Below are 12,997 nucleotides of genomic sequence, written 5' to 3'. Positions count from 1 at the left end.
AGATTTACTGTTTATTTGATAAGATTACTGCTTCATTGTATGAGGTACCTATTCCTTCCAATGTAATGTATTTATGATTGCATTTTATTCTCTTGTTGTCAACCATTTTTTTAAAAAAGGGCTAATTCTAATTCGGAACATATCGTGTTTTGTAGAATGAAGATACATGAATCCCCATCCATAGACCACTTATTTGCCGTGCCCATAAAATTAATTGGGTTCTACATGGACATGAACATCGTACACTCCGTGTTCTTTCGTCATAACTTTTTCTACGTGTGTCGCAATATCATGAGCTTCTTTAATATCCAATGTGGAATTAACAAGAATCACAACATCAATCACTTCATTATTCCCATAATTTCTCCCTTTAATTTCTTTTATCCCCTTAACGCCTTCCACATTTGTAATTACATCCTTATAAAGATGAATTTTATCTTCATCAAATCCATCAGAAAGTTCATGAGAGGCTTGTATAAATATCTCCCACGCAGTTTTGCATATTAAAACACCAACAATGATGGCAGTTAGGGGATCCAGCCAAGGCATGTTTAATTGGGACCCAAAGATACCTATGGCTGTTCCTATACTAACCCATGCATCGGATATATTATCTTTTGAAGCTGCCATAACAGATTTACTGTTTATTTTGAGAGCAAGCTTTTTATTATATCGGTATACAAAATACATAGCTATCGCAGATAAAACACCCACATATCCCGCCAATACGTCAGGGGATTCCTCTCCACCTTCAAGCATGGAAGTGACAGCATCTATTAAAACTTGTACACCAACGGCAAACATTATGAAGGAAGCAACCATAGAAGCGATCGTTTCACTTTTCCAATGACCATAACCATGATCTTTATCAGGGGGCCTTTGAGCTAGCCTTAATCCAATCAGTACGGCAATGGATGCGATAATATCTGTGGTATTGTTCAACCCATCCGCTTTTAATGCCGCTGAGTCACTTATGTAACCTATAACCAGTTTTAAGATAGATAGACAAATATAAGCAATTATACTAATGATTGCACCACGTTCGCCTAATTTGAGGTCATTATATTTTTGTTCTTCCATTCAACTTCCCCCCACAATTAAGTACATGAATATAATATCAACTTTAAATTGGGTGGGTCTATAGCAACCTTTTTGTACCGTTTTATATAAGTAAGTAATAGGTAACTATGTTGCATAGGGGAAACTGTCTGAAAAGAATAAATATATGAAGTTTTTAATAAATCAAAATCATTTGAATGTTGTTCCATTATCTATTTTTCACTTTTTTCTTAAGGGAAGCTCCCTTGTTAAACTTCAATATCCAAGACCAATGAATTTGAAAGCCACAACACGTTTGAACTTTGTTTGTTGCATTTAAAAAAGGGTTGCCAACGCAACCCTCACTAATTATTAAAAAGCACTCCTGTATGTAGGAATGAAGCTTTTCGGCCAACTCGTATCCTTTTAGGTATATATGATATTATACGTGGATTTAATCACACTGTTTGGATATTGTTTCATTTCAACTAAATCTAATTTAAGACAAGGCTTTACGCTTCCGAATAGAGGTATACCTTCACCGATAATGACTGGATTCACTTTCAGCACCAATTGATCAATGAGTTTATGGTTGATTAACGTTCCAGCCAGTTCTCCTCCCCCACATAACCATAGCTTACCGGTCCCTTGCTGTTTGAGGTTTTCAATAAATGCTACAGAGTCACCTTTGATGAGCTCTACTTCCTCGTTTGATTCGAACTGAAGGGAATTTGAAAATATATAATGCTTTATACCTTTATAGCCAGGTTCACCCGGCTTAGCTCCAAAATGAAAACCAAACTCATATGTTTTTCTCCCCATCAACACTGCTTCATATTGCTGGATATCGGATAAAAAATCCGGGACATGTTCCCCTTCAAATAAGAAAAGTGATTGATTAATATTCCCATCTACAATCCCTTGGTCCGCAATGAAATTGTCTAATGAGACTGCAACATGATAAACCAATTTCGCCACTTTGTCATCCCTCCAAAAACATTCTATTCGAGCGCCATTCATTGCTTTAGTAGAAAATTTGTATCATATAGCCATATCCATTATTTTTTTTATGTGGTCTTCTTTTGCTTCGATATCCACTTGAGTACTTAGGTATTTATTCAGTCTAAGGAATTCTGGGAACATACCTCTCATCGTTTTCATGATTTCATTTGAATTACGGCCACAATCCCAACCTGCCAAAAGGAATAATTGCCTTTCATCTAATTTACTTCTTTTACCTTCGATTTTCGTCCATACCCAATAGGGACTATCTACATGTTCTTCCATTTCCATTTCCATATACCAACCAGACACAATCAGCCACCGTACCCTATCAAGATTAGAAAGTGCATAAAATATTTCCTCCCTCATAACAGCTCTGTAAGTTTCATGAATAAAAGCAAGCAGCTTCCCTCCCCAATGCTCAACTTCATCGGGTGACGGTTTATAAACTAGTTTTCCTGATTCCTTTATACCATGACTCATCATATTAAAAGGATCATATAGTACTTCAACCCCTTTTAACCAGATGGATGGTACAACTTCCTCAGGTAAGTGATACCAGCTATCCACTTTTACAAAGGTATCATAATGAGTGATGACATACGGTGAAGAAGGATTGTAGTCTTCGTGAAATGAAACAGTTCCCCAGTTATTGGCCCTATTCCTTTTTTCCTTTAAGGAATCCGCTTTCCGTTCTGGAATGACAATGGTGTGCAAATCTATATCAGAGTAATTATCAAAGTTTCCTTTTGCTAATGAAGCAGCTAGGTAAATTGCCAAAACATTAGGATCTGCTGATAAATCCTTTAATGCATTATCCAATAGAATATCGCGATGTTTTGGTAAAAATGCATCTCTTTCTATATGTTTACTGACAAATCCCACACATAAAATCATTCCTTTCTTTGAAAAACCTACAAAACTATATATTCGTGAATCAGGAAAAAAACCCCTTCTTCCTCTGAAATACTGAATTACTGAAATTAATAGCTTCCGAAAATTGCCTTCTGAATATTAGTCGTTTCTTCGTATCTGTGAAATATGCTCATCTTCGTCTTTTTACAACGCTGGATTCCCTTCTGCTTCTTCCCGATAATGGGATTTTAAGTAAGATTCCCTTATAGGAAAATGCTGTATCCACGTTCTATCCGATGTGGTATTATTTTGAATATTAGGATAAAAGGAGGCATCATTTCATGTTTTTTGCAAATACACCTGAACCACCATACTACGCTTGTATTTTCACTTCCCAGAGAAGCGATAAAGATGCCGAAAGCTACAATTCTACCGCAGATTTCATGGATGAACTTGCCGCTCAACAAGAAGGCTATTTAGGAGTCGAAAGCGTGAGAGATCAACACGGAGTAGGAATTACTGTATCCTATTGGAGATCCCTCGATGCCATTAAGCTCTGGAAAGAAAACGCCGCTCACAAGAAGGCACAAGAAAAAGGTATGAAAGATTGGTACTCGTCATACACAACCCGGATTTGTAAGGTTGAAAGAGATTATACAAGTAAGTAAAAATACTAAGATTTCATGTACTTGCATGGCTTTATTATGATTTTTGCTATAGAAAAAGACCGCTTTTTTAGCGGTCTACCTAAAAAGAAATGTCAATAAGATCCTCTTTAATGAGTGAGTACATATATAAATCATCGAATTTGCCACAAGTATATTCATAATGCCTCAGCAATCCTTCTCTTCTAAATCCTCGTTTTTCCACTAGTTTTTGGGATGGGTGATTGGTAGGTTCAATTAGAGCTTCAATCCTTTCCAGGTGAAAGTGACGATACCCATACATTACAACGGCTTCCAACGCTTCACTAGCAATACCTTTTCCCCAATATGCTTTATTTAATTCATATCCAATTTCAGCTCGATGATGTTTGGTGGCCATATTCAGAAAACCACAGCTTCCTATTACCTTACCGGTATCTTTTAATGTAATTCCCCATCTAATTCCCGTACCTTCTTGGAATATAGATTCGTACCACTTTATTTCATCCAATACGTCATTTACTGTTTGGCATGGATCTAACCCCATTGGCTTCACTACATCCGTATCAGATAGATATGTAAACATATCACTCGCGTCTGCTTTTGTAACTTCCCTTAAAATCAATCGCTTTGTTTCAATAAGCGGAAATTCTTTCCCCATCCAATTTCCCTCCTCTGATGTCCCTTTTTCATATTTTACTGTTTCAATCATCACCTAAATAAAGCCAATAATCAACGATTTATTGATTAAAGAATGAATGTTAATAAAGAAAAAGCGTCCCTACTTTCGTTAAATTCAGATAATAATTAATAGGATAGTTGGTCTATTATGGGGGATAACTGTCATGGATTGTAAGGGTTGGAAAAGAATTAGGGATTAATCATACAACCCTTGTGAGTTGTGTTCGTCACTTTGAAACTGAAGGCATGAAAGGACTCGAAGAACTACGAGGCTAAACAAAAAGGGCCAAAACAATAGGGCATTCACATACTTATTCAGAGAACACAGAAAAGAAAATAAAACGATATAAAGTTGAAAATGGAATATTAAAAAAGCTCATACCACTCCAAAGATATAAATCAACTGCTCTTTCTTAAACTCAATGTCGAACGTTCTCTTCTTTTTCCCCATAAAAAAATCCCCTCCATAGTAGACAGAATAGGTTACTTTCTTTTACTTGTCTATTATAGGGCGAGCATACCGCCTGTCGACCCGGGGTAGCTTTTTTAATTATTATGTACAAAATATCGTTTTATTGGATGTAGACTAATATGATAAATCATGAAAAAGAAAAATGCTATTACACATTCTATTTAAAGGTAATGGATACAATATTGAAGTCAAAATGGGTAGCATTTACGATGGTCTTATATTCAATATAGTTATGTTTTTTTTCTATTCTTTATAAAAGCTGTCAAAAGAAGTAGTATAGGCACAACAATTTGCAAAGGAATATGTAGGTAATAAGGTACTTTGTGAATTCCAATATAAAGATGTTCAATATAATTAGGCGCAATAGCAAACGACAAAGTTAAAATTAAAAGTCCTAAGGGTAAGATTAATTTATTTTGGTTCTTTATTTGTAAGATATTTGCTGTTCCAATAACAGTACAATAGAAGAAAATCAACAGTTTAAAAATCCCTAACGTAACCAATGTAATAACAACTAGCGCTTCCAAACGGGTAATAAAATGAGCAATATCCACAAGAGAAGCAGCTGATAGAAGTGGAAAAATAGATGATTCTACAATATCTTCATTTAATATCATAATATTAACAATAGAGGAAAAAGCCAAGTAGAGGCAACTAGCTATAATGGCATATAATCCTATTTTTTTCACTTTCGATTTCTGATCTAGAACAGGAAAAATCATTAAAAAAGCAATCATCTCTCCAAATGGAATGGTTAACGCTGTTGGGAAAATTGTATGAAGGATTGGAGACCAATCTCTTGGGATTATAGGCCGTACATTATCTACTTCCAATAACCCGTTAATCCATTGAAAGATAATGATTAAAAATAAAATAGAAAAAAGAAGAACAAATCCAGCTAAAGCTACTCTTCCTATTGTTTGTATCCCTTGTTTAATACCATACATGCATACTCCCATCATCAATGCTGCAAGTATAACTGGAGAAGTATTACGATAGGCCATTATTAATAATAAGGCTGTAAAGTCTCTCAAGATACGTGCCGCCATGTACATGAAATAGAGGACATACAGGAAGCTAATTATTATTCCAATATGCTTCCCCCAGATTAATTGAGTATATTGAGTAAGAGGTAAGGATGGGTAATAGGTATGAAGCTTTGTGTATACTAGATAAAGTAAACACCCTAATAGGCCTGCAGCCATCAAGGCAATCCATCCATATTTACCCGCAGGTCGCCCTATTTCAAGCAATAGAGCGCTTCCTATTTCAAATAACACAATGAGGCAGAAAAATTGAATCGTATTTATTTTCTCTTTCATTGTGTTTCACCCCTTTGGAATTGGTTTGAATGTGTACGTGATCCTGCTGTTTTAATCGAAATATCAACGTGAACTTCTGTTTGGGCTATTTGGTAAAGAGAACTCCATGATTTACGGTAATTTTTCCATTGAGAAGGATGTTGAAAGGATAATTGTTTACCAAATCCTAATGTGTCTGTTTGATATTTCTGGGTAAGGGCAATCATCTTTTTTATTTCCTTCTTTATTTCTTCCTCTACACATTTTTCAATAGGTTGAAGGTCTTTATCATTCTCTAAGGTATATAAGCCCTTTATCTCTTCTATCTCTGCTTGCCCTTTTACATTCATCTTAATGTAGGATTTTCCATCTTTGACAGTTGTGTACTTTTTAGATTTTACAGTTAGTAAATGAGCGGTAACAAATTTATGTTTTTCAAAAGGGACGGTGATATACGAAGATTTCATCTCATTATAAGCTATTAATACAGGACGTATTTCATGATCCTTACTCCATGTTACCCATTTATCTTCTTTAAAAAAGGCTGTCCCATCTATCTCAGGAGAAGTAGGAGATGCTTTTTCTAGGTTAGATAAATCACCTGAACCTTTTTTCTTTTTAGGTAATGCTACAGTTGATATCGCTACTTCCTGCCCATCATCTTTAATATATTGAATAATTTGACTAATAGTTAACGATTGACCCGTACCTGCTACTTTTTTAATATTCTCTAGATTAGAAATTAACGAGTTGCTTGGTATCTTATTTAAAGGTGTGAGCGCGTTTAAAATAGAACGTGCAGAGGAATTATGGGAAACTGTCACAGCCGTTGATAAACGGACATCGGGCTCTCGATCAAACAACTCTAGAGCATTAAGTAAACCTTCTTTCGCTATCGCCTCACTTATTACCACTATCTCTAAATGAGGAAAACTAGCTGGACGAGGGAGTTTCTCGAAGCTCTTCCACATAGCTTCTCCTACGGTTCTTCCTTGTCCTTGATAATTTAATATGGCCGGACCTTGTCCTCCTGTACTGCTAGCTGAAGTAACATTGGAAGGATTGACCACCTGTAGAGTAGCCTTATATGTTCCGTCGTTTTCTTTATCCAAGGCCACACCGATTGCAAAACTAATCTGATTTACTTCTTTATAATCACTACAAGCTGCAAGAAAACTACAAAACGAAATGATTGCTAGAACTTTAAACCCTTTAGAAAACGTTCCGATCATGTCTCTCACCATCTCTTTTAGACCTCTTATTTTTCATCTCTTATCTTATTATTTTTTCGCTTCATTTGACGCCAAGGCATTCGAATAAAGTTATCTTGTTGAGCAGCAGCATTAAATGGAGTCACAGGTAATAAATATGGTACACCAAAAGAATGTAGCTTTGCGATGTGAAAACCAATAAAAAATAAAGAGAGCATAATACCATATAAACCTATAAAAGCTCCCATAAATAAAAAAACAAATCGCAAGATTCTGCCCGTTGCTCCAATGGAATATTGAGGGACAGCAAAGCTGCTGATTGCCGTTAAAGCTACGATAATAGTTGAAACAGAAGAGACAAATCCGGCCTCTACAACCCCCTGCCCAATAATTAGAGCACCTACAATGGATGCTGCCTGTCCTGAAGCTCGGGGAATCCGAATGCCTGCTTCTCGTAGAATCTCAAATGTCACTTCAAGCAAAAAGATTTCGACAACAGTTGGAAAAGGTACTCCTTCTCGTTGTGCTGCAATACTAACTGCTAAGTTAGTTGGAATCATTCCAATGTGATGTGTCACTAAAGCTACGTACACACCTGGTGTTAACAATGAAATAATAAAAGAAAATATCCTCAATAAGCGCATGAGCGAGCTAATATCAGACTTTTCATAATAATCTTCTGCGGTTTTGAAGTGATCCATTAATAGCGTAGGACAGATAAGCCCAAATGGTGTCCCATTCACTAAAATGCCTATTCTCCCTTCTAACAAGTTACCAGCCATTACATCTGGCCGTTCTGTATTAAACGTACGGGGAAAGGGAGAGTATGTTTCATCTTCTAAAAAGCTTTCGATATATCTAGATTCCAATATGCCATCGATTTTAATATTTTTTACTTTCTCTTTTACTTTTTTTAATATAGATCCGTCTACTACATCCTCAATATAAAGGATAGCTATATCCGTTTGTGTCCTTTCCCCTAATTTAAAAAACTCAATGCGTAAACTAGGATGTTGAATGCGTGAACGCACGAGAGACGTATTCGTGCGGATTTTTTCTGTAAAGCTGTCTTTGGGACCGCGAACAAGAACTTGTGTGGTAGGTTCGCTAATGGAGCGAGAATCAATCGATTTAGTCCCTATCACTAATACTTCTGAACTCTTGTTAAAAAAGATAACTGTATTTCCTGATACAAGAGAAGATAATATAGTATCCCACGTAGACGCTATTTCTACTTCTGAAGCAGATAATACCTGGTCTTTTAGATAATTGTTTAACTCGGTTGTTCTATTAGGTTCATTGAAATAAAAAGAATCGTTACATACTTCCAAAATAGGTTTGATAATAGAAGTTTCAATCACTTGTTTATCACAAATCCCATCAATATAGACAATGATTAAATCTACACGGTTATGTAATTGAAATTCTCTAATTAAAAGGTCTGAATTAGCCCCAAGTTCTTTTTCTAGATGCACCTTAAATTGTTCAATATTTTCATTTATTAGACCACGTTGAATTGCCATTTTGGTTTCTAGGTCTCCTTCTTTAATAACGCTTACATATGCTGATTAGGATAACCTGTAATAGGGGAAATATACCTGAATTGGACGAGGAGGAGAGGGTATAAAAAATAACTGAAGTAGAGCTTTTAAAGCTTACTTAACTCAAATTCATAAAAGGAAAATTTGCGTCAGAGAAAAGGAATTTTTACATATACAATGGATGTTTAAAGCACACAAGTCGATAAAATCAGTAGGAAAAGGAATTGCTTATTTACACAACCTTATTGACGGTCCCTGATAGTGAAATGCAGCCATAGACAATTGGCATTTTACTATATGAAATGAAAGTATCATCCGTTTTTTCACGTGCTCTTTAAAGTATGTTGTCGGAAATACCAATACTAACGACGGAACTGGCTTGCTGTTCACGGGCAAATCGGCAATGCCTTCAGAAACCGCAGCCCAAATCAAGTACACTCTTATTTCGCAGCTCTGGTATTAGCTCTTTTAATACAAGCCATTCCCCCGCACCTTCAACTGTCCTTATACGAAAACACTGCTTGTTTCCCTACCTCACCATCTAAATTTCAAATTTCTTCAAATAACACCTCTTCCTATTCACTTTTGACAATTTGTTGTGATTAAAGCGATCAACAAGTTAAATTGCACGAATTAGGTCTTATCTCCTAATCCTTTTTAAAAGAATAAGTCTTTTTTACTCATCCTTAATAAGTTATCAAGAAGATAAGCAAACTATACCATATTGCGCCTTTAACGGACTCTCCCTACCTAGGCATAGTTTTCCACAAATTATCCAGGTAGTTAAAAAAGAATACAAATATAAACGTTATTATTAAATGGCTTGACCAAAATTTATCGGGGTGAGTGTTTTATGAAGATGAAAAAGGCATTTATAGGTCTATCACTCTTATGTTTGATTGTTCCTGGTATTGCCAATTCGGCAAAATCTTTAAGTGACCGAAGCAATATCCTGGCTGACTGGAAATTTACAAAACAACATGTAAAAAGTGGTTCAATCGATAAAGGTAATTTAATTATTGAAGATGCAAGCAAACATGGAAATGATCTAGAGTTGGTGACGATAGGTGATCCGGCCTCGCCTGAATTAAAAAATATGCTTCAATGGTCTAAAGAAGATTATTATGATCATGAAAAAGTGGATAGTTTGAAATTCGCTAATTATGAAAACGCCCCATCAGGAAGATATTTCAAAACAAAAAAGGATGCACCTATAAATTCTGAGAAATTCGATCATGGATTCACCATCGAGACAATATTCAAATTGCCAAGTAATTTAAAAAGCAGCATGGGCATGTTTTCAAGACAAGGACAGGCCGTGGCCCTTAATAAAATGGAAGGGGAGAAAAAAATTCTTTCTGCATTAACTGTTTCTAGTGATCAAAAAATTCAATGGTCAAGCCATCCATCCAACCTACAATATAATGTAAGTAATTGGTCTCGTTCGTTAAATCCTGATGAATGGTATCATTTGGCTATTGTTAATGACGGTGGCACAACGACTTTAACATTGAATGGCGTTAGTGATTACGGAAAATCAGAAAAAGTTATAGGCATTGCAGCAATAAAAGGTAAAGGCTGGAACATCGGTGCTTCTCAGTGGGGAAATAAATTGGGAACACTATTTGCAGGAAACATCCAGGAAATACGGATTGCTAATAAAGCATTGACAGAGAAAGAATGGCTTGTGCGGGATGCTCGTGACGATGAACCATTCGAAGGATCAAACAAATCTTTACCCTTTCTAACGAATAAAAAGAATTATAATTTTCTTTTTGTTCCAGATACCCAGAAATACGCAAGCCAAAATCCAGAGATTTTCAATAGCCAAATGAATTGGATTTCCAAGAATACGAAAAAAAACAATATCATTATGAATACATTCGTTGGGGACATTGTCGATAGTGATTCAGAAAAACAATGGCAGATTTCCCTCGGAGCCATTTCCGTTTTGGATAAGAATGAAGTTCCATATATGATGGCAGCAGGTAATCATGACTATGCTGACGGAAACCCTTTTTTAACACATTATGGACCGCAACGATTTGTGAATAAAAAATACTATAAGGGGTCGTCTCAATCTGGATATAGCTCTTATGCAATGGCTAAGGCAGGAAGTTATGAATACTTAGTCTTGATCGTAGATATGAAAAATCTGCATAAGGACTTAGAGTGGTCAAAAAAGGTTCTAGATCAGCATAAAGATAAACCGACCATCCTCGTCTCACATGATATTATTTCCCCAGAGGTTAAAGGTAATGAAATCAAAGCCGTCGAGTCGTCTAATGGCCGACTAATCTGGGATGAACTTGTAAAGGATCACAATCAAGTGTTCATGACGGTTAATGGACATTATTTTGGGATAGCACATCAGGTAAAACAAAACTCAGCAGGGAATGATGTGATACAAATGCTAGTCAATTACCAAGCGAATTATCGCGGGGGAAATGGTTGGCTAAGACTTGTGGAATTTAATGAAAAGAAAAACGAACTGTTTTTCCGTACTTTTTCCCCATTTGTCAATGAAATGTCTAAAAAGGAAAAGACCTATATCGATTATAAATTTTTAACAGGGGAAAATAATTCATTTAAATTGGATTGGAATTTTAAAAATAGATTTAACTTTAAGTAATTTGAATCACAAGGAAAATATTTCCCAGGTATCCTGAACAATCAATCAACCTGGGTTCTTTCCTTTTATTTGGACTACTCCTCCCTTTGTGTTGGATCATTCAAGCTATCATGCACTATCATCATTTTTTTCCAAAGCCTGATAACGGTTGTGAATTACTATTTTATATATCGGCATTTTCCAAAGAAAGGTTTGGAAGGATAAACAATCATCCTACATTACGAAGGTAAAATGCTGTGAAACTTGAACATATCTTCAAGTTAGCTGGCCTCGCTAATCAAAAAGACTTTGGTAGGTGAATTCATGAAGCGCATGCCCAAACATATGTACAGTGGCAACCCTGCTGCAACAGCAGCATGGGCTGTGAAAGCAGCTTTGCGGGCTTCTTCCACACTAAATTCTCCTATGCGATACTTGCTTTTTATCGCTCGATCATCATGCGGCTAATTTTGTTTGAAATGCGATCTGTACAATCTGCAGCCCAGCGTGCGGCTATTTGATGATTTACCATGTCAAGCAGTTCTTAGGCGCTTCTTTCATATCTGCATCCATGAATATATCTCGTCTTATATATAAAAAGCACTCAAAAATTCCCGGTTGGAAAGACCAAGACCCTGATTTTTCATGCAGCTTTTTTCATGACTGATTTGTACTTTCCGAACCCATTAACAACAAGAACCCCTAATATCGCAATCACACCTCCAATGACTGAGAGAGTACTCGGCACCTCTTGCAGCCATAGCCAAGCGATGAAAATGGCTATTACAGGTTCAATGTATAACAGACTTGAAACGGAACTGGCTTTTCCTAACGATAGTGCAATTGCCCATGTAACATAACCGATGGCCGCAGGGAAAATACCAACAAAAATAGCTGATAAATGCCCTTCCATTGTAGCGTGTTGCATTTCTTGAAATAGCCCAGGAACAAATATAAAAAAGGGTATCGTACCTATCCATGTGAAATAAGCTGTCAATTCAATCGGATTATAGCGGCTAAACAGAGGCTTTTGGAAAACAAAAAACACCGCTGAAGCAACAGCAGACATCAGCACTAAAAAGGCTCCTTCAGAAATATCCAGGGAAGGGCCTGCAGTACCTAATGTTATTAAGGTGATCCCTGTGAAACCTATTCCTAAACCAATCCATCCGAATAGGCCAAGGCGTTCTTTTAAAACGATAGAAGCAATGATCGCGATGAAAACAGGTGCTGAACCAATCAGCATTCCAGCAGTTCCCGCCGAAACGGTCTGTTCCCCAAACGTCACCCCGATATGATAAATACTAATACCAATTAATGCAAGGATCGATATCCTCAATAAATCCTCTTTTTTCGGGAGACGAAATTTCACTCCTGGCCAAAGAGCATAAAGGACAAAAATCCCTGATGCTATAAGATAACGAACAAGTACCAAATGCCCAGCTGAATACCCGCCATGAAGGCTTGCACGAATAGCTGCGAATGTAGATCCCCAAATAATAACTGTAATTGATGCCAATAAAAATGCCTTAGTGTTCAAAACCAATTCCCCCCAACCATTCACTATAACCTGAAGGTAACATGGATATGGGAGAACTTCAATAAAATTTCCATCTTACTGTGAAGTGACAAAGTAAAATA

The 12,997-nt window shown here is 36.4% G+C and carries 11 protein-coding genes; 2 read left to right on the top strand and 9 right to left on the bottom strand.

Annotated features, from left to right (window positions below; genetic code table 11):
• Nucleotides 1-210: 210 nt before the first annotated feature.
• The 3 genes from ACQKMH_RS20520 to ACQKMH_RS20510 form a co-directional block, all read right to left on the bottom strand.
• Nucleotides 211-1,080: a cation diffusion facilitator family transporter gene (locus tag ACQKMH_RS20520; RefSeq protein ID WP_427589243.1), complete on the bottom strand. Its 870-nt coding sequence runs from the start codon at nt 1,078-1,080 to the stop codon at nt 211-213.
• Nucleotides 1,081-1,464: 384 nt separating this feature from the next.
• Nucleotides 1,465-2,016: a dihydrofolate reductase family protein gene (locus ACQKMH_RS20515; protein ID WP_427589242.1), complete on the bottom strand. Its 552-nt coding sequence runs from the start codon at nt 2,014-2,016 to the stop codon at nt 1,465-1,467.
• 63 nt (nt 2,017-2,079) lie between these two features.
• Nucleotides 2,080-2,925, bottom strand: coding sequence for a hypothetical protein (locus tag ACQKMH_RS20510; RefSeq protein WP_427589241.1), 846 nt, complete (start codon nt 2,923-2,925; stop codon nt 2,080-2,082).
• 311 nt (nt 2,926-3,236) lie between these two features.
• Here ACQKMH_RS20510 and ACQKMH_RS20505 point away from each other — a divergent pair, with 311 nt between their 5' ends.
• Nucleotides 3,237-3,563: an antibiotic biosynthesis monooxygenase family protein gene (locus ACQKMH_RS20505; RefSeq protein ID WP_427589240.1), complete on the top strand. Its 327-nt coding sequence runs from the start codon at nt 3,237-3,239 to the stop codon at nt 3,561-3,563.
• A 79-nt stretch (nt 3,564-3,642) separates the two neighbouring features.
• Here the strand turns inward: ACQKMH_RS20505 and ACQKMH_RS20500 are convergent, their stop codons facing one another.
• The 4 genes from ACQKMH_RS20500 to ACQKMH_RS20485 form a co-directional block, all read right to left on the bottom strand.
• A complete protein-coding gene (locus ACQKMH_RS20500; RefSeq protein ID WP_427589239.1) occupies nt 3,643-4,200 on the bottom strand; it encodes a GNAT family N-acetyltransferase in 558 nt (185 codons plus the stop codon).
• A 722-nt stretch (nt 4,201-4,922) separates the two neighbouring features.
• Entirely contained in the window at nt 4,923-6,014 is a 1,092-nt protein-coding gene (locus ACQKMH_RS20495; RefSeq protein ID WP_427589238.1) for a GerAB/ArcD/ProY family transporter, read from the bottom strand.
• The gene (locus ACQKMH_RS20490) at nt 6,011-7,225 is read right to left on the bottom strand and encodes a Ger(x)C family spore germination protein (protein WP_427589237.1); all 1,215 of its coding nucleotides are present in this window, start codon (nt 7,223-7,225) and stop codon (nt 6,011-6,013) included. Before ACQKMH_RS20490 ends, ACQKMH_RS20495 begins: the two co-directional genes overlap by 4 nt.
• 26 nt (nt 7,226-7,251) lie before the next feature.
• Nucleotides 7,252-8,727, bottom strand: coding sequence for a spore germination protein (locus tag ACQKMH_RS20485; RefSeq protein WP_427589236.1), 1,476 nt, complete (start codon nt 8,725-8,727; stop codon nt 7,252-7,254).
• A gap of 871 nt (nt 8,728-9,598) precedes the next feature.
• Between ACQKMH_RS20485 and ACQKMH_RS20480 the strand changes: the two genes are divergently transcribed.
• Nucleotides 9,599-11,377 carry a LamG-like jellyroll fold domain-containing protein gene (locus ACQKMH_RS20480; protein WP_427589235.1) on the top strand — a complete coding sequence of 593 codons (1,779 nt, stop codon included), beginning with the start codon at nt 9,599-9,601 and terminating at the stop codon, nt 11,375-11,377.
• A 260-nt stretch (nt 11,378-11,637) separates the two neighbouring features.
• Here ACQKMH_RS20480 and ACQKMH_RS20475 read toward each other — a convergent pair whose 3' ends face one another.
• Together ACQKMH_RS20475 and ACQKMH_RS20470 are read right to left on the bottom strand one after the other, a co-directional pair.
• Nucleotides 11,638-11,769, bottom strand: coding sequence for a hypothetical protein (locus ACQKMH_RS20475; RefSeq protein ID WP_427589234.1), 132 nt, complete (start codon nt 11,767-11,769; stop codon nt 11,638-11,640).
• 230 nt (nt 11,770-11,999) lie between these two features.
• A complete protein-coding gene (locus ACQKMH_RS20470; RefSeq protein ID WP_427589233.1) occupies nt 12,000-12,896 on the bottom strand; it encodes a DMT family transporter in 897 nt (298 codons plus the stop codon).
• Nucleotides 12,897-12,997: the final 101 nt, after the last annotated feature.

Origin of the sequence: Peribacillus sp. NPDC097895, assembly GCF_050277555.1 — a bacterium.
Classification (GTDB): domain Bacteria; phylum Bacillota; class Bacilli; order Bacillales; family DSM-1321; genus Peribacillus.
The sequence above is the reverse complement of the archived record's forward strand: the minus strand, read 5'-3'. Positions and strand labels throughout refer to the sequence as shown.

Excerpts from the sequence above, each read along its gene's own strand:
- ACQKMH_RS20500 (WP_427589239.1), bottom strand. The coding sequence starts at position 4,200 with ATGGGGAAAGAATTTCCGCTTATTGAAACAAAGCGATTGATTTTAAGG.
- ACQKMH_RS20490 (WP_427589237.1), bottom strand. The coding sequence starts at position 7,225 with ATGATCGGAACGTTTTCTAAAGGGTTTAAAGTTCTAGCAATCATTTCG.
- ACQKMH_RS20520 (WP_427589243.1), bottom strand. The coding sequence starts at position 1,080 with ATGGAAGAACAAAAATATAATGACCTCAAATTAGGCGAACGTGGTGCA.
- ACQKMH_RS20495 (WP_427589238.1), bottom strand. The coding sequence starts at position 6,014 with ATGAAAGAGAAAATAAATACGATTCAATTTTTCTGCCTCATTGTGTTA.
- ACQKMH_RS20505 (WP_427589240.1), top strand. The coding sequence starts at position 3,237 with ATGTTTTTTGCAAATACACCTGAACCACCATACTACGCTTGTATTTTC.
- ACQKMH_RS20480 (WP_427589235.1), top strand. The coding sequence starts at position 9,599 with ATGAAGATGAAAAAGGCATTTATAGGTCTATCACTCTTATGTTTGATT.
- ACQKMH_RS20485 (WP_427589236.1), bottom strand. The coding sequence starts at position 8,727 with ATGGCAATTCAACGTGGTCTAATAAATGAAAATATTGAACAATTTAAG.